Source organism: Streptomyces sp. NPDC048172 (genome assembly GCF_043202595.1).
Taxonomy (GTDB): Bacteria; Actinomycetota; Actinomycetes; order Streptomycetales; family Streptomycetaceae; genus Streptomyces.
The window spans coordinates 132,606-157,307 of record NZ_JBIDAT010000002.1 but is presented as its reverse complement, the minus strand read 5'-3'; the positions used below and the strand labels follow the sequence as shown (position 1 = coordinate 157,307).

General features: G+C 72.3%; 21 protein-coding genes. 12 read left to right on the top strand and 9 right to left on the bottom strand.

Annotation, left to right across the window (positions count from 1 at the left end; all coding sequences use genetic code 11):
• The first annotated feature begins 125 nt into the window (after positions 1–125).
• The gene (locus ACGF3A_RS09255; RefSeq protein WP_393727522.1) at positions 126–686 is read left to right on the top strand and encodes an HXXEE domain-containing protein; all 561 of its coding nucleotides are present in this window, start codon (positions 126–128) and stop codon (positions 684–686) included.
• Here ACGF3A_RS09255 and ACGF3A_RS09250 read toward each other — a convergent pair.
• The 3 genes from ACGF3A_RS09250 to ACGF3A_RS09240 form a co-directional block, all read right to left on the bottom strand.
• Positions 664–1,989 (bottom strand): HEAT repeat domain-containing protein, encoded by a 1,326-nt coding sequence (locus tag ACGF3A_RS09250; protein WP_393727520.1) that lies wholly within the window; start codon positions 1,987–1,989, stop codon positions 664–666. The two genes, ACGF3A_RS09255 and ACGF3A_RS09250, sit on opposite strands and share 23 nt — an antisense overlap.
• Before the next feature lie 21 nt (positions 1,990–2,010).
• Positions 2,011–2,607, bottom strand: a complete 597-nt coding sequence (locus tag ACGF3A_RS09245) for a Uma2 family endonuclease (RefSeq protein ID WP_393727518.1) — start codon at positions 2,605–2,607, stop codon at positions 2,011–2,013.
• A gap of 117 nt (positions 2,608–2,724) precedes the next feature.
• Entirely contained in the window at positions 2,725–4,008 is a 1,284-nt protein-coding gene (locus ACGF3A_RS09240) for an adenylosuccinate synthase (RefSeq protein ID WP_393727516.1), read from the bottom strand.
• A 241-nt stretch (positions 4,009–4,249) separates the two neighbouring features.
• Here ACGF3A_RS09240 and ACGF3A_RS09235 point away from each other — a divergent pair, with 241 nt between their 5' ends.
• From ACGF3A_RS09235 to ACGF3A_RS09225, 3 genes are all read left to right on the top strand, one after another.
• A complete protein-coding gene (locus ACGF3A_RS09235; protein WP_393727514.1) occupies positions 4,250–5,341 on the top strand; it encodes a hypothetical protein in 1,092 nt (363 codons plus the stop codon).
• A 37-nt stretch (positions 5,342–5,378) separates the two neighbouring features.
• Positions 5,379–5,957, top strand: coding sequence for a TetR/AcrR family transcriptional regulator (locus ACGF3A_RS09230; RefSeq protein WP_393727512.1), 579 nt, complete (start codon positions 5,379–5,381; stop codon positions 5,955–5,957).
• A gap of 1,135 nt (positions 5,958–7,092) precedes the next feature.
• Positions 7,093–8,406: a helix-turn-helix domain-containing protein gene (locus ACGF3A_RS09225; protein ID WP_393727510.1), complete on the top strand. Its 1,314-nt coding sequence runs from the start codon at positions 7,093–7,095 to the stop codon at positions 8,404–8,406.
• Positions 8,407–8,554: 148 nt separating this feature from the next.
• Here the strand turns inward: ACGF3A_RS09225 and ACGF3A_RS09220 are convergent, their stop codons facing one another.
• Complete coding sequence (locus ACGF3A_RS09220) at positions 8,555–9,106, bottom strand: GbsR/MarR family transcriptional regulator (protein ID WP_393727509.1); 552 nt, start codon at positions 9,104–9,106, stop codon at positions 8,555–8,557.
• 93 nt (positions 9,107–9,199) lie between these two features.
• Between ACGF3A_RS09220 and ACGF3A_RS09215 the strand changes: the two genes are divergently transcribed.
• Both ACGF3A_RS09215 and ACGF3A_RS09210 read left to right on the top strand, forming a co-directional pair.
• Positions 9,200–10,180, top strand: a complete 981-nt coding sequence (locus ACGF3A_RS09215; protein ID WP_393727507.1) for an ATP-binding cassette domain-containing protein — start codon at positions 9,200–9,202, stop codon at positions 10,178–10,180.
• Positions 10,177–11,856 (top strand): ABC transporter permease, encoded by a 1,680-nt coding sequence (locus tag ACGF3A_RS09210; protein ID WP_393727505.1) that lies wholly within the window; start codon positions 10,177–10,179, stop codon positions 11,854–11,856. Before ACGF3A_RS09215 ends, ACGF3A_RS09210 begins: the two co-directional genes overlap by 4 nt.
• Positions 11,857–11,917: 61 nt before the next feature.
• Here ACGF3A_RS09210 and ACGF3A_RS09205 read toward each other — a convergent pair whose 3' ends face one another.
• The 4 genes from ACGF3A_RS09205 to ACGF3A_RS09190 form a co-directional block, all read right to left on the bottom strand.
• Positions 11,918–13,144, bottom strand: coding sequence for a TolB family protein (locus ACGF3A_RS09205; protein ID WP_393727503.1), 1,227 nt, complete (start codon positions 13,142–13,144; stop codon positions 11,918–11,920).
• Positions 13,145–13,290: 146 nt separating this feature from the next.
• The gene (locus tag ACGF3A_RS09200) at positions 13,291–15,033 is read right to left on the bottom strand and encodes a serine/threonine-protein kinase (protein WP_393727501.1); all 1,743 of its coding nucleotides are present in this window, start codon (positions 15,031–15,033) and stop codon (positions 13,291–13,293) included.
• A 6-nt stretch (positions 15,034–15,039) separates the two neighbouring features.
• Complete coding sequence (locus ACGF3A_RS09195) at positions 15,040–17,100, bottom strand: serine/threonine-protein kinase (RefSeq protein ID WP_393727499.1); 2,061 nt, start codon at positions 17,098–17,100, stop codon at positions 15,040–15,042.
• A gap of 49 nt (positions 17,101–17,149) precedes the next feature.
• Positions 17,150–19,006 carry a DUF4328 domain-containing protein gene (locus tag ACGF3A_RS09190; RefSeq protein ID WP_393727497.1) on the bottom strand — a complete coding sequence of 619 codons (1,857 nt, stop codon included), beginning with the start codon at positions 19,004–19,006 and terminating at the stop codon, positions 17,150–17,152.
• A gap of 173 nt (positions 19,007–19,179) precedes the next feature.
• Here ACGF3A_RS09190 and ACGF3A_RS09185 point away from each other — a divergent pair, with 173 nt between their 5' ends.
• The 6 genes from ACGF3A_RS09185 (at position 19,180) to ACGF3A_RS09160 (ending at position 24,075) form a co-directional block, all read left to right on the top strand.
• Entirely contained in the window at positions 19,180–19,962 is a 783-nt protein-coding gene (locus ACGF3A_RS09185) for a DJ-1/PfpI family protein (protein ID WP_393727496.1), read from the top strand.
• A 78-nt stretch (positions 19,963–20,040) separates the two neighbouring features.
• The gene (locus tag ACGF3A_RS09180) at positions 20,041–20,661 is read left to right on the top strand and encodes a DUF4956 domain-containing protein (protein ID WP_393727494.1); all 621 of its coding nucleotides are present in this window, start codon (positions 20,041–20,043) and stop codon (positions 20,659–20,661) included.
• Entirely contained in the window at positions 20,658–21,479 is an 822-nt protein-coding gene (locus ACGF3A_RS09175) for a VTC domain-containing protein (RefSeq protein WP_393727492.1), read from the top strand. The genes ACGF3A_RS09180 and ACGF3A_RS09175 overlap by 4 nt, the downstream gene beginning before the upstream one ends.
• Before the next feature lie 26 nt (positions 21,480–21,505).
• Positions 21,506–22,501, top strand: coding sequence for an aldo/keto reductase (locus tag ACGF3A_RS09170; protein WP_393727491.1), 996 nt, complete (start codon positions 21,506–21,508; stop codon positions 22,499–22,501).
• A gap of 178 nt (positions 22,502–22,679) precedes the next feature.
• The gene (locus ACGF3A_RS09165; protein WP_393727489.1) at positions 22,680–23,072 is read left to right on the top strand and encodes a peptidase inhibitor family I36 protein; all 393 of its coding nucleotides are present in this window, start codon (positions 22,680–22,682) and stop codon (positions 23,070–23,072) included.
• A 100-nt stretch (positions 23,073–23,172) separates the two neighbouring features.
• A complete protein-coding gene (locus ACGF3A_RS09160) occupies positions 23,173–24,075 on the top strand; it encodes a hypothetical protein (RefSeq protein WP_393727487.1) in 903 nt (300 codons plus the stop codon).
• 161 nt (positions 24,076–24,236) lie between these two features.
• Here ACGF3A_RS09160 and ACGF3A_RS09155 read toward each other — a convergent pair whose 3' ends face one another.
• Entirely contained in the window at positions 24,237–24,629 is a 393-nt protein-coding gene (locus ACGF3A_RS09155) for an ATP-binding protein (protein ID WP_393727485.1), read from the bottom strand.
• Between the last annotated feature and the right edge of the window lie 73 nt (positions 24,630–24,702).

Here is a 24,702-nt window from a genome sequence, read left to right as displayed (position 1 = left end):
GAGGAGAGTGCGCCCTTACGAGCCCAACCATTCCCACGATCTGATCGGAAATGATCGTGAATAGTCCGTTAGGGGTGGGATTTGGGCCGTCCGGGGGCACGAGAGGGGCTGGCAGACTCCCGCACATGAGTGACGCGAGAAGCGGGACGGACACCGCCGGGCTCCCGGCCGCCGTGACCTGCGGGCTGCTGGCGGCGTGGGCGTTGCACGACGTGGAGGAGATCGCCACCATGCGGCGCTGGGCCCGAGCACGGGTTCCGGAGTTGCGCGAGCGCTGGCCGGAGGTCCCCGACCGGCTCTGGGACCGGCTGGAGTCCGTCGGGACCCGCGAGTTCGCGCTCGCCGTCGGATGCGTCGGGGTGCTGGTCGCCGCCGCGTCCGCCGACGGCCACCGTACGGGCGGGCGCTCGGCCCTCTACCAGTCCGTGCTGACCGGCTTCGGGCTGCACGGCCTGGTCCACCTCGCCCAGGCCGCCGCCACCCGCGGCTACACCCCGGGCGCGGCCACGTCCCCGACCCTGGTCCTCCCCTTCACCCTCTGGGCCCGCCACCGCCTGCGCACCGCAGGCGTCCTCCGCCCCACCACGCCCCGCGCCGCCGCCACATCCCTCGCCGTCGCGGGCGCGGTGGCGGCGGGCGCGAACGCCGCGGCCCGCCGGATCGTCAGGCGTCGCGCAGGCCCGTGATCCAGCGGAGGTAGCGGACCCTGTACGGGGTCAGTACGGGCTCGGCGCGGGCGATCTCGGCGCTCAGCGCGGCCCGTTCGGGCGGGGGCAGGGCCGCCACCAGGGCGCCCGCGTCCCGGGGCGTCCAGCGCTGGACGACCGCGCGGGCCATGCGGCCGGTCTCCGGGTCGTCCACCTGACGGAGCGCGACGCGCAGCGGCTCCAGGCCGCCGCGCGCGGCGAGCAGCCGCAGCGCGTGCCAGCGGCCACGCGGCGGACGCCCCGGCGCGGCCCGCGCCACGAGCTCGGCCTCCGGCAGCATGCCCGCCTCCGGCAGCAGCGCCTCGACGGCCCGCCGGACCACGCCCGGCGACGGGTCGTCGAGCAGCGGCAGTACGCGCGCCACCGACACGGCCCCGAGCGCCCGCAACGCCCCCACGGCGGCGCCGCGCACGGCGGGACGCGGGTCGTCCAGGCAGGCCGTCACGGTCGGGACGTCCTCCGGACCCCCGCACTCCCCGAGCCCGGCGACGGGCCCGGGGGAGACGGCGTGCCGCCGCAGCACCTCGCGGTAGTGGGCGAGCGGGTCCCCGCCCGCCTGGCGCACCGCCCACTGCGCACACGCGCGGACCTGGGCGGAACGGTCGGTCAGCCAGCCCCTCGCGCGGCCCGGCTCCCCCTGCCGCCGCAGCGCCGTGACGGCGACGGCCCGTACGCGCGAGCCCCGTGCGGTGAGGAGCCGGTCGAGAAGGTCCGGCGGTACGGGCGCGGTCCGTACCGCGGCCTCGGCGCACCGCACCTGGACGAGGACGTCGGAGTCCCCGAGCGCCCCCTCGGCGAACCGTTCCAGGGGCAGGCCCCACCGTTCGTCGGCCCGGCGCCAGGCCCAGCGCCGGACCTCGCGCGCGGGGTGCCGCAGCGCGTCCTCCCGTACAAGGGCTTCCCCATCGAGCCGGGCCTCCAGCAGCTCCAGCGCGTACCCGCCGTGCCGCCGTCCCGCGAGCCGCAGCACCACGTGCGCGACGGCGGTCAGCTCCCCGGCGTCGCACACCGCCAGCACCTCGCGCGCCACGTCCCGCACGGGCCCCGCCCAGTCGGCGCACCGCACGACGACGAGGGGCAGCAGCTCGGGGGCGACGCCGCCACGCAGGGCGGCCTCGCGGACGCGCCCGTTCCGGTGGCAGAGCGCGAGGGCGGGGGCGAGGGCGGGGTCCTGGGGCGGCTCGTCCCGCCAGTACCGCTCGCGCCGCACGTCCATGTCGTACGCGACCCACTCCCTGGCGGGCGCCTGGAGCACGGGCGGCGGTGATCCTTGGGGCGACATGCCCGCACAGTAGTGAGGGCGTCAGCCTTCCCGCACGGCCGTTTCCTCGTACCGTGGGAGGCAGTCGGTGTCCACGGACCGGGTGAACGGCGGGGGGAGCGGGATGTCCTCGCCGTATGAGCCGTGCAGGACGCCTTGATAGCGGCCTTCCTTGGGGCGGGTGTACAGGATCCAGGAACCGGCGCCACGCGGGTCCAGGGCCAGGAGCGTGCGGACTCCGGCGGCGGCGTACCAGCCGTTCTTGGCGTCGACGGCCTTGGACCTCTCCGACTTGGAGATCACTTCGACGGCGAGCGCGACATCGGCGGGATCGGCGAGCCACTCGTCGTCCTCGTCCCATTCGACGGGGAGCACGATCAAGTCCGGGGTGCAGTAGTCGTCGGGGTCGTCCGGCATCGCGATGGAGGACACCTCGTAGGCGTCCGTCCCGTCGGGCATTCCCGGAGCGAGCTGCCGACGAATGCGCCTGACCGTGCCCGCGTGCTTGCCGCGCGGCGTCGGTGACATCACGATCTTGCCTCCCAGGATCTCCACGTGCAGGCCGCCCATGGAGCGCTCGATCTCCTCGGCGACCTCACGCAGATTGCCGGGGCTCGGGTGCAGGGCGGGCAGTGCCATGGCGTCCTCCTCCACTCGACCGGGAGACGCTACTCAGACTATCGACCGGAACGCGCCTGGGGCTCACTCATGCGAGTGAGCCCCAGGCGTACGGACCGGAAGGCGGAGCCTCAAGGGCTAAAGGAAGGAGTTGACCTCGATCGTCTCGTCGCGGCCCGGGCCGACGCCGATCGCGGAGATCGGGGCGCCGGACATGTCCTCCAGGGCCTTGACGTAGGCCTTGGCGTTGGCCGGGAGCTCGTCGAAGGTCTTGGCCTTCGTGATGTCCTCGGTCCAGCCCGGCAGGTACTCGTAGACCGGCTTCGCGTGGTGGAAGTCGCTCTGGTTGTACGGGAGTTCCTCGACGCGCTGCCCGTCGATCTCGTACGCCACGCAGACCGGGATGCGCTCCCAGCCGGTGAGGACGTCGAGCTTGGTGAGGAAGAAGTCGGTGAGGCCGTTGACCCGCGTCGCGTAACGGGCGATGACCGCGTCGAACCAGCCGCAGCGGCGGTTGCGGCCGGTGGTGACGCCGAACTCGCCGCCGATGGTGCGCAGCGCCTCGCCGTCGTCGTCGAACAGCTCGGTCGGGAAGGGACCGGCCCCGACGCGCGTCGTGTACGCCTTCAGGATGCCGATGACCCGGCTGATCTTCGTCGGGCCGACGCCCGAGCCCGTGCAGGCGCCGCCCGCGGTCGGGTTCGAGGAGGTGACGAAGGGGTACGTGCCGTGGTCGACGTCGAGGAGCGTGCCCTGGCCGCCCTCGAAGAGGACGACCTTGTTCTCGTCGATGGCGTTGTTGAGGATCAGGGTCGTGTCGGCGACGTAGCCCCTGATCTGGTCGGCGTAGCCCAGCAGCTCCTCGACGACCTGCTCGGCGACGATCGCGCGCCGGTTGTAGAGCTTGGCGAGGACCTGGTTCTTGAAGTCGAGCGCGGCCTCGACCTTCTGCAGCAGGATCGACTCGTCGAAGAGGTCCTGGACGCGGATACCGACGCGGTTGATCTTGTCGGCGTAGGCCGGGCCGATGCCGCGGCCCGTGGTGCCGATCTTGCGCTTCCCGAGGAAGCGTTCCGTCGTCTTGTCGAGGGTCTCGTGGTACGAGGTGATCAGGTGGGCGTTGCCGCTGACCAGGAGCTTGGAGGTGTCGACGCCGCGCTCGTTCAGTCCGCTCAGCTCGGAGAGCAGGACCGCCGGGTCGACGACGACACCGTTGCCGATGACCGGGGTGCACCCCGGGGAGAGGATCCCGGAAGGGAGGAGGTGGAGCGCGTACTTCTGGTCGCCTACGACGACCGTGTGACCGGCGTTGTTGCCGCCCTGGTAGCGCACCACGTAATCCACGGAGCCGCCGAGCAGATCGGTGGCCTTTCCCTTGCCTTCGTCACCCCACTGAGCACCGAGCAGCACGAGTGCGGGCACAGGCGTACACCCCTTCCGGGCGGGGCATGTCCCACGTGCATGGCGCTTTTCGCCATCGCAAGAGCCGTGGACCGGTGCCCCAGATAGAGGAAGCCCCTGGCGCAACAGCGACAGGGGCTCTTGCACCGAGAGATTACCGAACAATTCTCTCGGGTGACGAACAGGGAGTCCCCACGGCGAACATGTGTGCGACTTGTGCGCGACGTGCCGAAGCCGCCGTATCTGATGAGGAAGGACCGAGGTGTCGGCTCCAGATCCCGCGAGGACACCCGGAAGCGGAGGGCCCGGCGCCGGGCCCGACGACGATCGGCCCGACGCCAGGCCGGAGGGCAGGCCGGAGGTCAGGCCGGAGGTCAGGCCGGACGGGGGCCCGGGTCCGGACCCGGGCCCGGATCCGGGCCCGGAGGCCGCTCCGCTCCTCGTGGTCGTCGATCCCGTGGCCCGGCTGACCGACGGGGAGTCCGTGCGGATCGCGCGCGACGTGCTGTGCGCGGGTGCGCCCGGGGCGAAGGTGTGTCTCCCGGAGGACCCGGAGGAGACCGCGCGTGCCCTCGCGCGGCGCGGCAGCAGGCGGCCCGTGCTGGTCGGGAACGACCGGGCGCTGCTGCGCGCCGTCCAGATCCTGCACCGCGACCACGGGCTGCCCGAGGCGGCGCTCGCGGTGGTGCCGGTGGGCGCCGCGCCGACGGTGGCGCTGACCCGTGGCCTGGGCGTGCCCGCCGACGCGGTCTCGGCCGCCCGCGCGGTGCTGGGCGGCGCCGAGCGCCGCCTCGACCTGATGGTCGACGACGACGGCGCGGTCGTGCTGGGCGGACTCCACATCCCCGCCTCCTCCTGGACGGGGCCGTACGGGGTGCCGCCCGCCCGCGGCGAGGACGCCGAGCCACCCGGCGCGGAGGAGCTGGCCGCACACGGGAGCGGCCCCTCGCCGTGGCGCCGCGTGTGCCGGTCCCTCGCCCGTACGGTGCTGCCGCAGGGCCTGCGCGGCGGCGAGGCCCCGCACGGGGAGCTGCTGACGGAGCCCGCGGACCGCGAGCAGGTCGTACGGGCGCTGCGCGTGGTGGCCGACGGCCGGGTGCTGGCCGATCCGGAATCGCCGGTGACGGAGATCTCCGTCCGTACGGCCGCGGGCCCGGGGCTCGCCGAGGTGACCGTACGGCCGGGCGCCGCGGGGTCCGACGGGACGCCGGAGGAGCCGGTCGTCGCACGGGCGCGGGAGGTCACGGTCTCGGGCGCCGCGTTCCGCTACCGCGCCGACGTGCGCGTGGGCGGCCCCGTCCGCACCCGTACGTGGACGGTCGTACCGGAGGGATGGCGGCTGGTGCTGCCGTGAAGTAGACAGTGTCTACGCCCGCTGGTAGACAGGATCCATGAGCGAGGAGCACGAAGACGACGGGCTGCGGGAGCGGCTCGTGCGGGCCGGGGTGGAGCTGGTCGCGCTGGAGGGCGCCCAGGCGCTGTCGCTGCGGGAGATCGCCCGGCGGGCCGGGGTCTCGCACGGGGCGCCGCGCCGCTGGTTCCCGACCCACCTCGCACTGCTCTCCGCCGTGGCCCGCGAGGGCTTCACGGCACTCGGCGCGGAGTTGCGGGCGGCGGACTCCGCCGGTGCCCCGCGCGCCCGGCTCCTCGCCCTGAGCCGCGTCTATCTGGACTTCGCGCGCAGGCGCCCGGGGATGTACGAGCTGATGTTCCGTCACGACCTGCTGGAGAGCGAGCACCTGGGACTCCGCCGGACCAGCCTGCCCCTCTTCGACGAGCTGGTGTCCCTGCTGCCCCCTTCTGGCGACGGGGACCCGAAGATCGTCGCGGGCGCGTTCTGGGCCAACCTCCACGGCATCGCCCAGCTCTGGTCACGCGGCGCGCTCCAGTTGGCGACCGATACCGACGAGGTCGAGCCCCTTCTCCGCGCCACGCTTGAGGCCCATGCGCCCGGCAGTGCGCCCGAGTAGGGGGCTGCCCCTCGCTGGGTGTCGGAACAGGCTTTGGCGGTAGCCGGACAGCTTGATCCACCAGTGGCGTCTGGCGGATGCTCCCGAGTGCAACAAGTAGGACGATGGTTGCGAGACTCTGGATGACTACTGATCACTGATGTAAGGACGCGGGGTGCTCGGCGTTGTCCAGGTCGAAGTGCCGGCATGAGGCGTGTCGCCAGCCGCAAAACAGTGTCCGGCGCAACTCCGCTCAGGCCCCGTCGTGTTCAGCGAGCGGTGGTAGGTGACACCGTGCAGGCCCACCCCCTACAGCCTGCTTATACGCAACAAGTATGACGCACGCCACACGGTCAAGATTCGGGGGGACCGGACAGTGATCCCGACTGCGTAGAACGACGTAGACGCCCTCCTCGTGCACGGATCGCTCACTGCATCATGGCCGGTGAACACCGGCCCAAGCAGGGGGTGTTCGGCCGATGGCCCGCTGGTCGAGGCCGACAAGGGCGAAGTGATACAAGGATCAATCAAGCGTCAAAAGTCTGATTCCGAACCGCAGTTGGTTCGGCACCTTCGAGCCTTGGTCGGCTACCGACCGGTGTTGCACACGGGACCCGGTAAGCTCGTCCCAACATCTTCTCTCGCGGCGTAACCCGTCGATCGGTTGACCCGATCGGGGCCGATCGGCTCCGCGACCGAGAGGAGGTGTTGCGTATGGAATCCCCGCCGGACGGCGGGGAGCGGAAGTACCGGAAGATCGTCAAGAAGGTGATCGGGTGGTTGACGCTTCAGGCACTGGGTGCCTGGTTGCGTCACCTGTTCGTAAAGATCTTTCTGGACGTCTAAGGCCCCCTGCTGCGAACAGAGGGCCTTCCGGGAACTTGCTCCCAGACGCTGGCCCTGTGCCCCCGCCAACGGCGTCATGAACCGTGGAGGTACAGGGCCTCTTTGACAACTAATACACGTGGACCGTGGTCCCAAACGGTGCGGCCCAACGGCGTCCAACGTCGCGCATTTCTGCGTGAGCATCCACCAGTTCTGCCGCTAAAAAATACGGTAGCGCAGGTCAACCTCTCTGGGGTGCCGCAGATGCACTCGCTCGTGGCCTTCGAATGGTACCTCTAAACTGGTCCCGGAGACGAGGGAGAGTACGCGTATGGCACGGGGTCTCGCTCACTTCAGCCCCAGTGAGCTGCGGGCGCAGCGGACGAACGTTCCCCCGCGCCCGGATGGAGCGTCGATGACCGCTGAGGAGCTGGCGAGGGCCGTCGGGGCGACGAAGGCGCAGATCCTGGCCTACGAGAATGGGCACCGAGTGCCAGACCCGCCGCGTCTACGAGCCCTCGCCCGGGCGCTGAAGGTTCACCCGTTGCAGCTCATGAACCTTGACGGGCGCAAGACCTGGACACTTGCGGACTATCGGCGCGCCATCGGGCTGCGTGCCCAGGACGTCGTGGATCGTCTCGGGGTTTCCCCGAAGAACTACCGACGATTCGAGAACGAGGGGATCGTGCCCAGTCGTAGCCCTCGGTTCTTGGACCAAGTCGTCCAAGCAGTGGGCATACCCCGCCAGATCGTCGAGACGGCCATCGACCAGACGCCGGCCGTGCAGCGACGCCAAGCCCGCGCCGCCGACCTGGTCGCAGTCATGGCCAAGCGTTACATTCCCCGGCGAGGGCCGTGGCGGGGTCCTGCACTCGACGACCCGAACCTGATCGAACTGGCCGCCGCCTACAGCCGTCCGGTGCAGCGGCTACGCCGTGTCCTCACCTATGAACTAGGCGAACTGCGGCTGAGTCAGGTACGTGCCCAACGTGAGCAGGTGATCGCGGAGTACGACACCGACCGCCATCGTCAGGCCAGCGCGCGGCACGCGCAGGACCGCTGGTGCGAGGTCCTTGAGCGAGACCTGGCCGGGATACCGCGTCGCCTGGAGCAGTTCCATCGCACTGCTCAGCCGTCAGATGTGTGGCAGCTCCTGGTCGACCTCTACAACGTCGATGCGTCAGCTCGCTCCGACGTCGGGACATGGGCGGTCACCTCTCTGTTGTGCGAGGACCGCACAGTGCTGTCCCCCTACTTGGTCGATCAACGCGTTATCGACGACGTCCGGGTCTGTCGCCTTTCCGCTCAGGGAGCCGGTCACCTTCAAACCTTCGCCGGGCTCTACGCAGCGCTGTACCCTGGTGTGCGCAGGCCGCTCCGCCCGCGCGGTCGTGCCACCACGAAAGCCCGCGGAGCTGGTCCGGAGACTTTCACCCTTCCCGACCGGGCCGAGCGTCTGGCAGCGCCCCACCCGGTCCTGGAAACTGCGCGCATCACGGCGACGGCAGCCAAGACTCCGGTGTCGATGGACCTGAGCCCTTCATACACCCTCACAGTGGGAGCCAGTTCCTTGTCGGTCACCTCTGTGGGCACGCTGTTTCCCGTCGACGCAGTGGGCAGAGGTTCCACTCTGGAACCCGGGTAGGCTTCGGGCGTCCGGAGTTCAGACGCTGGCAGAGCCAGTACGGCGTCATGGCCCCGTTTTCATATAGCTATGGCTAGCGGATGTGCAGCAGTCCCGGACCGCGACGCACGGCAAGGGGCACAGCCTCCGGTCGGCTCATGTGCGGCACTCAGGGCGAAGGCGCCGGGTTCGTGGTGCTGTCGGGGGCGCCCGTGTCCCCGCCGGTCCCGGCACGCTGCTCGTTCCAGCGCTTCAAGATGCCCTGCAGCTCGCCCTGGAGGAAGCGGAGGAAGTCCGTCGTCTCCTGGAGGCGCCGGCCGCCGGGGGTGTCCTCGCCGAGGGAGGAGACGCCCGAGTCGAGGGTCGCCGTCCAGCGGTTGATGAGCGGTTCGCGGTCCGTCATCGCGGCGAACCAGACGTCCTGCCGCAGCAGGTAGATCTCGCGGCGGGAGCCGGGGGAGCGCTGGCGGCTGACCATCCGTACCTGGGAGAGGTACCGGACGGCGCCGGAGACGGCGGCGGGGCTGATCTGGAGGCGCTCGGAGAGCTCGGCGGAGGTCAGCGCCCCGTCGTCGGAGGCGAGCAGGCAGGCGAAGACCCGGGCGGCCATCCGCTGCATCCCTGCCTCGGTGAGGTCGGCCGCGAAGCGCTCGACGAAGGGGGACGCATTCGCCTCGTACTCCCGCTGGGCGTCGTCCCCGGCGGTCTGTTCTGCTGCCACGTTCTCAGCTTCTCCTCGTGCTCTCGCTCGTACGAGGGATCCTAACGCTTCCTTAACTTCACAAGTTTGTGAAACTAGCGTAGCTTCAGAATCATGACCACGGCAACAACCACCGCGATTTCCGTTTCGGGTCTCGTCAAGACCTTCGGCCGGACTCGTGCGCTCGACGGGCTCGATCTCGACGTGCGGGCCGGCGAGGTGCACGGCTTCCTCGGGCCCAACGGAGCCGGGAAGTCCACCACCCTGCGCGTCCTGCTCGGCCTGCTCCGCGCGGACGCGGGCAGTGCCACGCTGCTCGGCCGCGATCCGTGGAACGACGCGGTGGAGCTGCATCAGCGCCTCGCGTACGTGCCGGGCGACGTCGAGCTGTGGCCGAACCTCACCGGGGGCGAGGCCATCGACCTGCTCGCGCGGCTGCGCGGGGGCATCGACCAGGGGCGGCGGGACGAGCTGGTCGAGCGCTTCGACCTCGACCCCACCAAGAAGGGCCGCACCTACTCCAAGGGCAACCGCCAGAAGGTCGCCATCATCGCCGCGCTCGCCTCCGACGCGGAGCTGCTGCTCCTGGACGAGCCGACGGCCGGGCTCGACCCGCTGATGGAGGTCATCTTCCAGGACGTCATCATGCGGGCGAAGAACGAGGGCAGGACGGTCCTGCTCTCCAGCCACATCCTGGCCCAGGTCGAGAAGTTGTGCGACCGCGTGAGCATCATCCGGCTCGGCAAGATCGTGCAGTCCGGGACGCTCAGCGAGATGCGGCACCTCACCCGCACCACCATCGAGGCCGAGACCGACCGCCCCGTCGAGGGCCTCGACGCGCTGCCGGGCGTGCACAACGTCCGTACGGACGCGGGCCGCGTGCACTTCGCCGTCGACGGCGCGCACCTGGACGGGGCCGTGCGCCACCTCAGCGCGCTCGGCATCCGCAGCCTGACCAGCCACCCGCCGACGCTGGAGGAGCTGATGCTCCGTCACTACGGCGACGAGCTCTCCGCGAACGGGCACGGCATGGCCGGGATCGACGAGGACACCGCCCAGGACACGGCTCGGGGCGCGGGAGGGAACGGACGATGAGCGGCACCACCCGCACCACCGCGCCCGACGCCGGGCGCAGGGCCGGGGAGGGCCGCGAGCGGGAGCCCGCCGGGGGGAACGTCCTCGCCGGGACCGGCATCCTCTTCCGCTTCGCGCTCCGCCGCGACCGCGTGCGCCTGCCCGTCTGGGTCCTCGCGCTCTTCCTCTTCACGCTCACGGCCGCCAACAACTTCAAGACCAAGTACGGCGACGCGGGCAACCGCGCCGACATCGCCAAGACCCTCGACAGCCCCGCCGGGCGCGCGATGACGGGCCCCGAGCGCTACCTCCAGGGCGGGTACGACTACGGCGCGATGCTCAGCCACCAGATGATCGCGTACATGGCGATCATGGTCGCCCTGATGAGCGTCCTCGCCGTCGCCCGGCACACCCGTACCGAGGAGGAGACGGGCCGCGCCGAGCTGGTGCGCGCCGGGGTCGTCGGGCGGCACGCCTCGCTGACGGCCGCGCTCGGCGTCGCCGCGCTGGCGAACGTCGTGCTCGCGCTGCTGATCGCCGTGACCCTCCCCGGCCTGGACATGGAGGGCATCGACTCCCGGGGCGCGCTGGTCTACGCGGCGGCCCAGGCGGCCGTCGGGCTCTTCTTCGCCGGGGTCGCCGCGGTCACCGTGCAGATCACCGCGTACGCGCGGGCCGCCACCGGCATGGCGTTCGCCGTGCTCGGCGCCGCGTTCGCGCTGCGCGCCGCCGGTGACGTCGGCACCGACGCGCTCGCCTGGCTCTCCCCCATCGGCTGGGCCCAGCGCGCCTACCCGTTCGTCGACGACCGCTGGTGGCCGGTGCTGCTCACGTTCGTCTGCGCCGTCGCCCTCGGCGCCGCCGGGTACGTGCTCAGCACCCGCCGCGACGTCGGCGCCGGACTCCGCCCGCCGCGCCGGGGATCCGCGCGCGCGACCCCGTTCCTGGCCTCGCCGCTCGGCCTCGCCCTCCGGCTGCACCGGGGGCTGCTCGCCGGGTTCAGCGGCGGCCTGCTGCTCCTGGGCGCGATGTACGGCTCGCTGCTCAGCGACGTCGAGGACCTGGTCAAGGACCTCGGGGAGGTGAAGGAGGCCATCGAGAAGATGGGCGGCTCCATCACCGACTCGTTCGCCGCCACGATCATGGTCGTCCTCGCGGTCGTCTCCTCGGTCTACGTCGTGATGGCCGCGCTCCGCCCCCGCGCGGAGGAGACGGCGGGCCGCGCGGAGCCGCTGCTCGCCACGGCCCTGTCGCGTACGCGCTGGACGGGCAGCCACTTCGTGCTCGCCGTCGTCGGCGGCACCTGCGTCATGCTCGTCGGCGGCCTCGGCATCGGCGTCGCGGGCGCCGCCTCCACCGGCGAGGCCGACATGCTGCCCCGCCTGCTCGGCGCCGCGCTCGCCTACGCGCCCGCGCTCTGGGTCACCGGCGGACTCGCCGCGCTGCTCTACGGCTGGGCGCCGAAGGCGGCACCCGCGGTGTGGATCGTGCCCGTGTACGGCTTCGCGACGGGCTATCTGGGCCAGCTCTTCGACTTCCCCGGCTGGATGAAGAACCTCTCGCCCTTCGGCCACGTGCCCCAGCTCCCCGCGGACGGCATGAACTGGACGCCGGAGCTGCTCCTCACCCTCGTCGCCGCCGCCCTCTTCGCGGCGGGCGCGGCGGGGTTCCGGCGCCGGGACCTGGAGACGAAGTAGAGGGAAGCGGGACGTACGGAGGGGGCTGGGCGCGCCCGGCCCCCTCCGTGCCCTCGGTGTCTCAGGACGCGGGCGGCAGGGTCGTCACGAAGACGTCCCAGGTGGCGTTCGTGTCGCCGGGGACGATGCCGTCGGCCAGCGAGTTGAAGACGACCTTGCGGCCGTCGCCCGTCATCGCCGCGTCCCCGGGATACGCGGGGGCCGGAGTGCCGTCCACCGCGGTGGTCACGGTCCGCGCCTCGCCGGTCTCCAGGTTCCGCAGGACCAGCGGCCACGGCCCCCCGCTCGGGCTCGCGACGCCCGGCATGAAGAGCACGGAGCGGCCGTCGGCGCTGAGCGAACCCCTGCTGGTGGTGCCGGTTCCGGCCCCGTCGGCCGGGACCGGCCGGGTGGTACCGGCCGACGGTTCGCGGACGAAGGTGTTCGAGCCCTGGTCGTCCGCCGTCACCGGGCTGGTGTCATGGCGGTTGAAGAGCACCCGGCTGCCGTCCGCGCTCATCGACAGACCGAACATCGCCCGTTCCGGAGTCGGTCCGTCCGCCGAGACGTCCAGCATCTGCCGCTCGCCCGTCGTCCGGTCGAGGAGATAGGCGTTGCCCTTCGCGGCGCCCTTGGGAGGCTGCCAGGTGCTGGTGTACGCGATGTGCTGCCCGTCGTCGCTGATGACGGGCCCGCCCGAGGCGTAGTCCTTCGCCGCGGTGTTGGGGTGGCTCACCCACTGGGTCGTGCCCTTGCGCAGGTCACGTACGTACACCCGCGCGCTCTCGGCCGCCGTCGAGCCCGCGGGGCGGCCCTCGGTGAACACGACGTACCGGCCCGAACCGCTGATCCGGCCGCTGTGCACGCCGCCGCCGGTGAACTCGCCGAGCTCGACGTCCACCCGCTGGTCGCGGCCCGTCTTGAGGTCACGCACGTACAGCTTGTTGCCCGAGTTCAGCACCATCCGGTTCCCCGAGGCGCTGAAGTCGTGCACGTCGGCGCGGGCGCCGTCGACGGTCACCCGCTCCAGCGTGCCCCTGCGCAGGTCGCGCAGGTACGTCCAGTCGCCGGGCGGCGCGGAGGGCACGAGGTTCGTCGCGCGCGAGACGAAGGCGGCGTAGCGGCCGTTCCTGCTGATCACCGGGTCGAACGACGTTCCGTCCGACTGCGTCCCGTCGGCGGCGACGCTGATCCGCTCGGTCGTCGCCGCGCCGTCCCCGGTCTCGGCGCCCGCCGTCCCCATCGGCAGCACCGCCGCCAGCAGACCGACCGCCAACGCACCCGTCACCGCGGGTAAGAGTCTTCGCATGATTCCCCCGGACATCCATGGCCCCGGCCCCCTGCCGGGACACCACGCGATACAACCGCGCGGAGCCGGGCGCGGGCAATCCGTCCGGTTACGTACAACCTTGGAGGCGTTCCGGGAGTCGGGGCCGCGCTGCCGCTGCTAGGGGCCTAGCTGTGCGAGAGCGGGAACGTGCCTCCGGACGACTCGTGGAAGCGGAGCTCCTTGCTGCTCACCGGCGTGATCCAGGGCTCGCCGCCGTGCACCATGCAGCCCGTGTTCTCCGAACGGTCCGTGATCCGGGGCTTGCCCAGCGACAGGCGCGTGGACGACACCGAGGTCACCTCGGACGTCCACTCGCACCACGGCACCTTGGCGTCGGACGGCCGCGAACGCCAGCGCACCGAGGCCCCGTCGAGGTCCCCGTGCGGAACGGTCACCGTCTGGTGCTCGTCCGTCCCGTTCGTTCCGGTCCACACGCCCATGTACGCCTCGGGGAACGGGGAGTCGGGCTTCTCCGGGTCCTTGCCGTCCCCGGTGTCCTCCTCCTTCTCCCCGTCCTCTCCGCGCGAGGGGCCGGAGCCGGGCTCCGGCTTCCCCTTCTTCCGCTCCGAGGCGGACGCGGAGGCCGACGGCTTGCTGCCGTCCTTCACCGGCTTCGGGGAGCGTGAGGACTTCTCGTGCTCCCGGCGGTGCGAGGGCGAGGCGCTGGGCCCGTCGGCCGCGGCGGACTTCCGGGGCGAGGCCGACGAGCCGTCGCCCGAGTCCCCGGAGTCCCGGTTCAGCGCCGTGATCCCGGCCCCGACGGCGACCACGGCCACGAGCGCGGCGGCGACGACCAGGGGCGTACGGCGTTTACGCCCGCTGGTCTGTGCGGGTGCGGGTGCGGGTGCGGGTGCGGGTGCGGGCGTGGGCGTGGGCTCCGGCTTCGGTTCCGGTTCCGGCTCCGGTTCGGGTTCCGGTTCCGGTTCGGGCTCCGGCGGTTTCGCCGGGGGCGGGGGCGGGGTCTCCGGGCCCTCCGCCGCCAGGCCCCGTACCGCCTGGCGGCCCAGCAGGGCGATGACGCGGGGCGGGAGCCATTCGCCGCCCGTGTCCGCGTCGGCCGTACGGGAGATGAGCTCGTCCGGCGTCGGGCGGTCGGCGGGGTCCTTCGCCAGGCAGGCCGTGACGAGGCCGCGCAGCCCGTCCTCCAGCTCGTCGGGACCGCCGAGTTCGGGCTCGTTCTCCACGATCCGGAACATCTGCGCGTGCGGCCCGATCTCCGGTGGCCCGAACGGGAATTCACCCGTCCCCGCGTACGCCAGCACCGCGCCGAGGCAGAAGACGTCGCTCGGCGGTCCCACGTCGCCCCCGAGCACCTGCTCGGGTGCCATGAAGCCCGGCGAGCCCAGCGTCTCTCCCGTACGCGTGGCCACGGTCGTCGCCGCCACCTGGCGGGCGATGCCGAAGTCGATGAGGCGCGGCCCGTCCAGCGCCACCAGCACGTTGGACGGCTTGAGGTCGCGGTGCACGAGCCCCGCGCCGTGGATGGCGACGAGCGCCCGCGCCAGCCGGTTGGCGAGGAAGCGGACCGAGGGCGCGGGCAGCGGGCCGTACTCGGTGCCGACGACCGTGGTGAGCGACGGGCCCGGCACGTACTCGGTCGCGATCCAGGGCGACTCGGCCTCGGTGTCCGCGTCCAGCACGGCCGCCGTCCAGTCGGCGCCGACCTCACGCGCCGCCCGTACCTCCAGGCGGAAGCGGCGCCGGAACGCCTCCTGGGACGCCAGGTCGGCGCGGACGAGCTTGACCGCGACCGTACGGCCGCGCTCCGAGCGCGCCAGGTACACGCGTCCCATGCCGCCCTGCCCCAGCCGCTCCAGCAGCCGGTACGGGCCTATCCACTCCGGATCGTCGGCGCCGAGTTCCCCCATGGGGGATCAGCCTAGTCGCGCGTACCTGCGGGCACTTCCGTCGGGGAACTTCCGTACGAGCGCGTCGCCTTCGAGCGTCAGCGTCGAGGAACCGCCGGAGACGCAGGCGCCGTTCGAACGGTCGCGCTTGACGTCCGGCGGCGTCAGCCGCACGGCCTCGTCCTCGCCGTCGCCGCCCGCCGAGAACACGGTCACCTTGGCCTCGCAGTGCTCGCTGCCCTCCGAGACCATCGTCAGGCCCTTGCCGTCGTCCATGGCGTCCTCGGTGACGGTGAGCTTCTGCTGACCGCCGCCCGGCAGGGCCCGCTGCCACTCCCCGGCCATCTCGCGGGGCAGCTTCTCGGGCCCGTTGACCTTGTGCAGTACGGCCGTACGGCCGCCCGCGTTCCACTTCAGGGCCCCGTCGCCCGCCTCGGTGAGGGTGTGCTCGCCGATGGCCGAGCACTTGTTCGCCGGGATGGACCGTACGACCTTGGTGTCGAGCCGCAGTCCGGCCGAGGCGCTGGGCCTGGCGGTCAGCTTGCCGTCGCTCTCGCAGGCGTACTTGTCGCCGAGGCTGAGGCTCGTCGCCACGACCTCGCCGACCTCGCCCTTGGTGATGACGAACCGGCGGTACTGGCCCGTGGGCTCGCCGTCCCGCTCGACGGGCCCGCTCCAGGTCCCCAGGTACGCGCGCGGCACATCGGTGGTGTGGGCCTCCTTGCCGCCGCCCGACTTGCCGCCGATCAGCGGCACTTCGGCGCCCGTCGCGGCGAAGCCGAGGCCTCCGAGGACGACGACGGCGGCGAGCGCCCCGACGGCCACGAGCACGCGGCGCGAACGCCGCGGGGGCGGCGGCGCGGGCTCGTACCGCTGCTGCGCGAAGTTCGGCGAGGGGGTCTGCGGCGGGGTGCCCTGGATCCCGTACGGGTCGGGTCCCGGCGGGGGGAAGCGGGGGACCTGCGAGGTGTCGGGCTCGGGTGCGTACGCGGCGTGGCCGTAGGCCGCCGCAGGATCGGGCACGGGTTCCGGGGCCGGAGCGGAGGCCACGGCCCCGCTTCCCGTGGTGTCCGGCGTGCGCGCGGACGAGGGCTCGGGTGCGGGCTCGGGTGCGGGCGCTGGCTCGGGCGGGAGGCCGCCCGAGCCGGAGGGCGGGGTGTCCGTGTCGAGCAACTGGACGGCCTGCCGCCCCAGTTCGGCGATGAGCGCGGAGGGCAGCCACGGCGGCGCCGAGGCCCCGAACGACACCGGCTGCACCCGCGCGACGATCTCCTCGGGCGCGGGCCGCGCCTCCGGCTCCTTGGCGAGGCAGTCCGCGATCAGCTCCCGCATCGGCTCCTCGACGCCCTCCAGGTCGGGCTCCTCGGACGCGATGCGGAACATCACCGAGTGCACCCCGCCCGCGCCGCCGCCCGAGCCGAACGGCGGGCGTCCCGTCGCGGCGTACGCGAGGACCGCGCCGAGGCAGAACACGTCGCTGGCCGGAGTGACCTGGCCGCTCCTGATCTGCTCCGGCGACATGAAGCTGGGCGAGCCGACGACCATGCCGGTGCTCGTCAGCGTCGACTCGGGCACCTCGTCCAGGGCGCGGGCGATGCCGAAGTCGATGACGCGCGGACCGTCGATGGTGAGCAGCACGTTGGAGGGCTTCAGGTCGCGGTGGACCAGCCCGGCGCCGTGGATGTCGAGCAGCGCGGAGGCCAGCCCGTACGCGAGCACGCGCAGCGAGTCGGCGGGCAGCGGACCGTGGCCGAGGCCCTGTCCCGCGTGGCCCGCGGCGATCACCTGGTCGAGCGCCGGACCCGCGATGTAGCCGGTGGCGACCCAGGGGGTGGCGGCCTCGGTGTCCGCGTCGAGCACGGGCGCCGTCCAGCGGTCGCCGACGCGCCGCGCGGCCTCGACCTCCAGCCGGAAGCGGGTGCGGAACAGCTCCTCCTGCGCCAGCTCGTTCTTGATGAGCTTGACCGCGACCGTACGGCCGCCTTCCGACCGCGCGAGGTACACCCGGCCCATGCCGCCCGTACCGAGCCTGCTCAGCAGCCGGTAGCCGCCGATTTCGGCCGGATCGTCCGGCGCCAGGTCTGCCATCTGTCCGCCCCCTAGTTCTTCTTCGTCCTTCGACTGTCCGTCACCAAGGTCACGACCTGGCAGCCAACGGGCCTCTGTTTGACAGCCGGGCCTGCTGGAGGGAGGTGAGGCGGGTGACGTAGACGAACGCGAGCGCCGTGGCGAGGATCCCCACGACGTTGCTGACCGCGCCGATCGTCAGGCTCGTGGAGGCGGAGCCGACCGTGGTGCTGTCGTACCAGCTCCCCCGGAGCTCGGACAGCATGTACATCGCCAGGTGGGCCAGCCAGCCGATCCACCAGGCGTGCAGGATCACGCGCGAGACGGGGCGCTCGCCCTCGGAGGCGCGCCAGACGTCGTTGGCGATCCGCTTGGGCAGGACGAGGTTCGCGAACGGGATGAGCCAGGCGCCGACGGCGAATCCGGGCGCCTCGCGCAGCGTGCCGGGCGCGAACACCTCGGCGTTGAGCCGCGTACGCCGGAACCAGCACAGCCACAGGACGCCGGCCGCGATCTCCACCAGCAGGGAGAGGGCCTCGGCCACGAAGGTCACGAGCCGCATCTCGTTGAAGTCGGCGGTGTCCCGGACCATGGGGCTCAGTTCGGTCCCCAGCGAGCTGTCCACCGCGACGAGCACGAAGAGGTGGAGGGCCATGGCGGCGGCGTAGCAGCCGAACAGCACGCGCAGCGCCGTCGCGAACCCCCGGGGCGACTCCGCGACGCCGACGCGGAAGCGGGGCGGGGGCGTGCCGTGCGGAACCGGCCCAGGAACCGGACCCGGACCAGGACCAGGAACCGGCCCCGGCCCCGGCACGGCCCCCGGCGGCTGCCAGCGCGGCGGCGCCGCACCGAAAGCGGAAGCCGGGGCCGCCGCCGGGATCGGGGACGGCGACGGGGCCGCCACGGCGGAGTGCGCGGGATGCGCGGAGTGCGCGGAGGTCGTGGGCGGCGCGCCCGGCCCCTGTTCCAGCTGTTCCGGCTGCTCCGGCGGGCCGAAGCGCTGCGGGTCCTCGCTGTCCAGCAGCCGTACGGCCTGCTGGCCGAGGTGGGCCAGCAGTTCCGCCGGGAGCCACGCCTCCCCGAGCCCCGTGCCGGGCGTCGCCTCCGTCGCCTCGACGGCGGTCAGCAGGGCCTCGACGCTGGGGCGCCCGTCCGGGGTCTTGGTCAGGCACGAGGCGATCAGCCCCCGCCAGGGCTCGGCGATCCCGTCGAGGTCGGCCTCCTCCTCGGCGATACGGAAGAGCAGCGCGTGCAGCCCGCTGTCCTGGGTGCCGAACGGCAGCCGCCCCGTCGCCGCGTACGCCAGCACGGTGCCCAGGCAGAACACGTCGCTCGCCGGGGCCACCGGCTGCCCGCGCACCTGCTCGGGCGACATGAAGCCCGGCGAGCCCACCAGCGCCCCGGTGCGGGTGAGCCCGCCCGCAGACTGCACGGCGGCGTCGAGGGCGCGGGCGATGCCGAAGTCGATGACGCGCGGACCCTCGATCGTCACGAGGATGTTGGACGGCTTGAGGTCACGGTGGATCAGCCCGGCACCGTGGATGGCCTGGAGCGCGCGGACGAGGCCGAGCGCGAGCGCCCGCAGGGACGTCACGGGCAGCGGCCCGTACTGCTCGGAGACCACCTCCGTCAGCGAGGGTCCCGCCACATAGCCGGTCGCGACCCACGGGGTCTCCGCCTCGGTGTCCGCGTCGAGCACGGGCGCGGTCCAGGTGTCGCCGACGCGCCGCGCCGCCCGTACCTCCTGCGCGAACCGGCGACGGAAGTCGGGCTGCCGGGCCAGCTCCGCCTGGACGACCTTCACCGCCGCCGTCCGGCCGCGCTCGGAGCGCGCGAGGTAGACGCGGCCCATGCCGCCCTGGCCGAGCCTCCCCAGCAGCCGGTACCCGCCGATCGAGGCGGGGTCGTCGGTGGTCAGTCCCTGCATGCGCGCTCCCCTTGCCCCAAGTCCCTGGGCACGAGGATAGGAGGAAGCGCGGGACGCGCGGGAACTCAGGTGCCGATGCGTCCGACCCCTGAGTTACGTGCCGCCGTGACCGTTTCCCGTACGGACGCGGGGAGATGACGCGGCATGACCGACACGAGGGGAGTCGCGCGGAGATGACGACGATGGGCGGGGGCGAGGGGCGGCCGGGAAGCCGCCGCAGAACGGTGCTGAGGACGGCCGTCGCGGGCGGACTCGGCGCGGCGGGCCTGACGGCGGGGGCCCGCCCCGCGCACGCGGAGGACGGCGGAGGGCGTACCCGCGTGAGCATCCTGCTCTACGACGGCTTCACCGCGCTCGACGCCGTCGGCCCGTACGAGGTGCTGTGCCGGGTGCCCGGCGTCGAGGTCACGACGGTGGCGTGCGAGCGCGGGCCCGTGCCGACCGACACCGGCGAGCTGTCGCTCGTCGCGGCGCGCGCGATGCGCGAGGTGCGGCGCACGGAGGTGCTGCTGATACCGGGCGGCGGAAACCGGGGCACGCTCGCGATGATGGAGGACGAGGGCGTCCACGCGTGGATCCGGCGGCTGCACCGGCACACCCGGTGGACGACCTCGGTCTGCACCGGCTCGCTGATCCTCGGCGCCGCCGGGCTGCTGCGCGGCCTGCCCGCGACGACGTACTGGGCCTCGCGCCCGTATCTGGAGAAGGTGGGCGCGACGTACACGCCGGGCCGGTTCGTCGAGGCGGGGAAGGTCCTCACGGGCGCCGGGGTCTCCGCGGGCATGGACATGGCCCTGCACCTCACCTCCCGTATCGCCGACGCGCGTACGGCGCAGGCGGTGCAGCTCGGCATCGAGTACGACCCGGATCCGCCGTACGACACGGGCAGCCCGGAGAAGGCGGACGAGGAGCTGGAGGAGCTGGCCCTGAAGCTGATCGACGACGCGGCACGCTGAGGATCCCCGGTCGGCCCGCCGTCACGTTTAACGTCGCGGGGAAGTCGCGTTAACCCTCGTCTCCCTAGCGTGCGGGGCATGGAATCACTGAGCCAGCTCCTCGGCCGTCTGGCGCTCGACCTCGGCGCGGTGGCGGTCCTCACCTTCGCCGTCTACTTCCCGAGGCACCGGCGCAGGGACCTGCTCCCGGCGTATCTCGCGCTGAACGTCGCGCTGTTCGCGGTCGTCGCCGCCCTCGCCCGGGTGGGGGAGGGCGGCGGCATGGCGCTGGGATTCGGCCTCTTCGGCGTGCTGTCCATGATCCGGCTGCGTTCGGAATCCATCCAGAACGAAGAGGTGGCGTACTACTTCACCACCCTCGTCCTCGGGCTCATCGCGGGCCTGCCGCACCTCCCCTTCGGCATCGCGGCCACGCTCTGCCTGCTGCCGGTCGCCGTGATCTACGTGGCGGACCACCCGCGCCTCTTCGCCCGGACGTACCGCACCGTCGTCACGCTCGACGCCGCGGTCACCGACCCGGAGGCCGTGCGCGCGCACGTACGGGCGCGGCTCGGCACGCCGCTCGCCTGGTCGGTCGTCGAGGTCGACTTCGTCCGCGACGTCACGGTCGTCGACGTCCGCTACCGCCAGGAGGTCCCCGCCCGGCCCCCCGTCCCCGTCGCAGTCCCCGCCGCCCGTACGAGGGAGAACGCCGTATGACCGCCGCCCGCGCCGCCCGTGTCGCCCCCGCCGTCCGCGCCATCGCGCGCGCCGCGCTCGCCGCGCACCCCATCGGGCTGGACGCCGTGATGGAACGGGCCCAGCTCCTCGACCGCTACGACCGCTGCTATCTCGTCCCCGCGCACGCCTTCCAGGAGATCGCGGCGCGGCTGACCGACCCGCACCGCGACGAGCCGTTCCGCGCGCTGTCGATCAACGGGCGCCGCTGGTTCCGCTACCACTCGGTCTACTACGACACCCCGGGGCTGCGCGCGTACCACGACCACCGGCAGGGGCGCAGGCGCCGCTGCAAGATCCGTACGCGGCTGTACGCGGACACGGGGGAGCGGCAGTTCGAGATCAAGGTGAAGGGCAACCGGGGCCAGACGGTCAAGTACCGCAGGCGCTCGGAGGAGGAGAGCCGGGGCCTGACGGGCCGGGACCGCGACTTCCTCGCCCGCACCCTCTCCGAGGCGTACGGCGCGGACTTCGAGGTCCCCGAGGACCTGCGCCCTTCCCTGGTCACCGACTACGACCGGGCGACGCTCGTGGCCGAGGGCCAGCGCGTGACGTGCGACGCGGGCCTCGTCTGCCGCGACGGGGACGGCGAGGGGCTGCACGCGGCGCGGGACCTGGTCCTGGTCGAGACGAAGTCGACGGGCCACCTCACCGAGGCCGATCTGCTGCTGCACGAGTACGGCTACCGGGCCGCCGAGTTCACCAAGTACGCCTCGCTCGGCGCCCTGCGCCCCGGCCTCCCCGCGCACCGCTGGCGCCGCTCGCTGCACGAGACTTTCCCGTCGAAACAGTTGGAGTGAGCGCCCGTACCGGGGACCATCGGCGAATGGAGACGAACCACCTGAAGACGAACCACCTGGGGCGCAGCACGGTGGAAGTCACGGAACTCGGCTTCGGCGGCGGCCCGCTCGGCGGCCTCTTCGCCCCCCTCGACGACGGGTCGGCCGCCGCCGCGCTGGCGGCGGCCTGGGACGCGGGAATCCGCTACTACGACACGTCACCGCACTACGGGCTCGGCCAGTCCGAGCGCCGTACGGGCGCGGCCCTGCGCCGCCGCGCCCCCGCCGCCTTCACGGTCTCGACCAAGGTCGGCAGGCTCCTCGTCCCCCAGGACCCGGAGGGGCGCCAGGACCCCGAGGGCTTCCGCGTACCGGCGACCCACCGCCGGGTCTGGGACTTCTCGCGGGACGGCGTCCGCCGCTCCGTGGAGGACTCCCTCACCCGTACGGGCCTGGACGCGGTCGACATCCTCTATCTCCACGACGCCGAGGCCCACTTCGAGGACGCCCTGCGCGAGGGGTACCCGGCGCTGGACGAGCTCCGCGCGGAGGGCGTCGTGCGCGCGATCGGCGCCGGGATGTACGACACGGCGATGCTGACCCGCCTGGTGCGGGAGGCCGACGTGGACGCCGTCATGCTCTCCGGGCGCTGCACCCTGCTCGACCACAGCGCGTACGACGACCTGCTCCCGGCCTGCGCCGAGCGCAACGTCTCCCTCGTCGCGGCCTCCGTCTTCAACTCGGGCCTCCTGGCGACGCCCGACCCCTCGCCCACGGCCACGTACGACTACGCGCCCGCGACGGACGCCCAGCTGGAGCGGGCCCACGCCCTCGCCCGCGTCTGCGCGGCGCACGATGTCCCCCTCCCGGCGGCGGCCCTCGCCTTCCCGCTCCTCCACCCCTCGGTCGCCTCGGTGGTCGTCGGCATGCGCACCCCGGAGGAGGTGGAGGCGAACGTCGCGTACTTCGGGACGGAGATCCCGCCGTCGCTGTGGAGGTCACTGAAGGACGAGGGCCTCATGGACACCCGCGTCCCCGGCTAGGCCGGATCTTCTCCGGCGTGGTCGTCCGGCTCGTTCCAGTTGGCCGTTCCGGCCATGTACACAACTGATCGCGAGTGCTTCACTTTGCGCTTGTTATTGGTGACCAGTACGGGGGATTCCCCCATTGGGCGCTATTCGTCCTTGCTGGTTCCATATGGCAAACGGGAGGACAATTCACGTGAAGCGTAAGATCGCCGGTCTGCTCGGCGCGTTCTCGCTGGGCGCGGTCGCCGTGCTGGGGGCCGGTTCCACCGCTCAGGCCCAGGAGGCCGATGTGGAGGCCAAGCGCCTGGCCTGCCTGGGCTGGTACTTCTGCCTGTACCAGCACGACGACTTCAGGGGAGCCAACGTCAGGGTCAGCTACGACACCAAGATCAAGAACCTGGCGAGCTCCGAGTACAGGTTCGACAACGCGGGCAGCTCCATGTCGAACAACACCGCCGTGTCCGTGACGCTGTACCGGTACAAGGGCTACGCGGGCACCCGCTACGTGGCCAAGAAGCAGAGCGAGGACAAGGACTTCACGAACAACGGCTTCGACAACAAGGCCAGTTCGCTCCGGGTTCCGTAAGGTCTGCCGTTCGGATCAGGCTTGATCATCCGGGAGGGACGGGGCGGCCGCCGCTGTCCCGCCCCTCCCGGCGCACCGCGAGAAACGGGGAAGAGAAACCGTGTCTGTTCGTTCGAGGGCCGTCGTCGCGCTGGCCCTGCTCTGTGCGCTCACCGGCTGCGCGGAGGGCGCGGACGCCGGCCCGGAGCGGGACTCCGCCCCGAAGGGCGCTGGCCCCAGCGCCCCCGTCCCTCCCCCGGGCAAGGAGGCGCGGGCCATCAAGGTCCCCCTCGACCGCTACGACCCCTCGCCCGCCGACCTGGAGGTCATCAGCGCCGCCGAGGACGTGCTGACCGCAAAGTGCATGCGGGGCAAGGGCCTGGACTGGAAACAGGCGCCGAGGTCGGCCGAGGAGGACGCCGAGCCGCGCAACCGCCGCCGTTACGGGGTGGTCGAGCCCGGCATCGCGAAGATCTACGGCTACCACCTGCCCGCCGACCGCCCGACGGTCGCCCGGCGCGCGGCGGCCCGCAAGGCCCGCGAGAAGGGCCTCGACGCGGCGGCGCGGAAGGCGGCGTACGGCCCCCAGCGCAAACCCGGCCAGAAGGGCGGCGGCTGCGTGGACAAGTCGAAGGAAGCGCTGGTGAAGGACGTCCCCGACGCGGACTTCGGCCTGCTCGACAAGACGCTCGGCGCGACGTACGAACGGTCCATGAAGGACCGGAAGGTGAAGCGGGTCTTCCGCGCCTGGAGCGCCTGCATGAAGAAGAAGGGGTACGCCTACCCCGGCCCGATGGAAGCCATCACCGACAAGCGCTGGATGAAGGGCGACCAGGTCTCCCGCGCGGAGATCCGGCAGGCCCGTACGGATGTGCGCTGCAAGGAGAAGACGGACCTGGTGGCGGTCTGGAACGCGGCGGAGAACCGCATCCAGCACGCCGCGATCAAGTCCGACGCCGCAGCCTTCCAGAAACTGGAGCGGGCCCAACACACCTGGATGACCGCCGCGCGCCGCGTGCTCTAGGCCGTGGCCGCTGGGCAGGGGCTGCCCCGGAGCGCCCCGCACCTCTAGGGGCGCGGGGAACTGCGCGACAAGCCACGACGCAGCCGCAGTCTGCAACGCACGGCACGGGGCAGCCCCTGCCCAGCCCTCAGCTGAGGGCACCCATGATCCGCCGGACACGGCTAGGCGGCGTCCCCCAGCTCGCACCACACGTGCTTGCCGTTGTACGTGAGCAGGTGCCATCCCCACTTGTCGGAGCAGGACCGTACGAGGGCGAGCCCCCGCCCCTCCTCTGCGAGGGCGTCCGCCGGTGCCGGTGCGGGCGGATTGGGGTCGGTGTCCCACACCCCGATCCGCAACGTCGCGGTGCCCACGTCCCAGCAGATCCGCAGCGCTGCGGGCCCCTTGGTGTGCTGCACGGCGTTGGTGACCAGCTCCGTGCCGAGCAGCTCGGCGACGGGGACGAGGTGGGCGACCCCGTGCGCGATGAGCACTATCCGCAACGTGTGACGGCAGATCGCCACGGCCCGTGGGTCGTTGGGGATGTGCAGCGTGTATTCCCAGGGTTCGGACATACGGCCACTCCACTCCGGGAGGAGAACGGTGAGAGGGTGCGGCGTTCCTCGGGCGGTGGCATGGCCGTTCCGT

Bases quoted from the DNA above. Each gene is read 5' to 3' on its own strand.
- ACGF3A_RS09225 (WP_393727510.1), top strand. From the start codon at position 7,093: ATGGCACGGGGTCTCGCTCACTTCAGCCCCAGTGAGCTGCGGGCGCAG.
- ACGF3A_RS09180 (WP_393727494.1), top strand. From the start codon at position 20,041: ATGGAATCACTGAGCCAGCTCCTCGGCCGTCTGGCGCTCGACCTCGGC.
- ACGF3A_RS09175 (WP_393727492.1), top strand. From the start codon at position 20,658: ATGACCGCCGCCCGCGCCGCCCGTGTCGCCCCCGCCGTCCGCGCCATC.
- ACGF3A_RS09210 (WP_393727505.1), top strand. From the start codon at position 10,177: ATGAGCGGCACCACCCGCACCACCGCGCCCGACGCCGGGCGCAGGGCC.
- ACGF3A_RS09170 (WP_393727491.1), top strand. From the start codon at position 21,506: ATGGAGACGAACCACCTGAAGACGAACCACCTGGGGCGCAGCACGGTG.
- ACGF3A_RS09190 (WP_393727497.1), bottom strand. From the start codon at position 19,006: ATGCAGGGACTGACCACCGACGACCCCGCCTCGATCGGCGGGTACCGG.
- ACGF3A_RS09200 (WP_393727501.1), bottom strand. From the start codon at position 15,033: ATGGGGGAACTCGGCGCCGACGATCCGGAGTGGATAGGCCCGTACCGG.
- ACGF3A_RS09205 (WP_393727503.1), bottom strand. From the start codon at position 13,144: ATGCGAAGACTCTTACCCGCGGTGACGGGTGCGTTGGCGGTCGGTCTG.
- ACGF3A_RS09250 (WP_393727520.1), bottom strand. From the start codon at position 1,989: ATGTCGCCCCAAGGATCACCGCCGCCCGTGCTCCAGGCGCCCGCCAGG.
- ACGF3A_RS09215 (WP_393727507.1), top strand. From the start codon at position 9,200: ATGACCACGGCAACAACCACCGCGATTTCCGTTTCGGGTCTCGTCAAG.
- ACGF3A_RS09195 (WP_393727499.1), bottom strand. From the start codon at position 17,100: ATGGCAGACCTGGCGCCGGACGATCCGGCCGAAATCGGCGGCTACCGG.
- ACGF3A_RS09185 (WP_393727496.1), top strand. From the start codon at position 19,180: ATGACGACGATGGGCGGGGGCGAGGGGCGGCCGGGAAGCCGCCGCAGA.
- ACGF3A_RS09230 (WP_393727512.1), top strand. From the start codon at position 5,379: ATGAGCGAGGAGCACGAAGACGACGGGCTGCGGGAGCGGCTCGTGCGG.
- ACGF3A_RS09155 (WP_393727485.1), bottom strand. From the start codon at position 24,629: ATGTCCGAACCCTGGGAATACACGCTGCACATCCCCAACGACCCACGG.
- ACGF3A_RS09255 (WP_393727522.1), top strand. From the start codon at position 126: ATGAGTGACGCGAGAAGCGGGACGGACACCGCCGGGCTCCCGGCCGCC.
- ACGF3A_RS09245 (WP_393727518.1), bottom strand. From the start codon at position 2,607: ATGGCACTGCCCGCCCTGCACCCGAGCCCCGGCAATCTGCGTGAGGTC.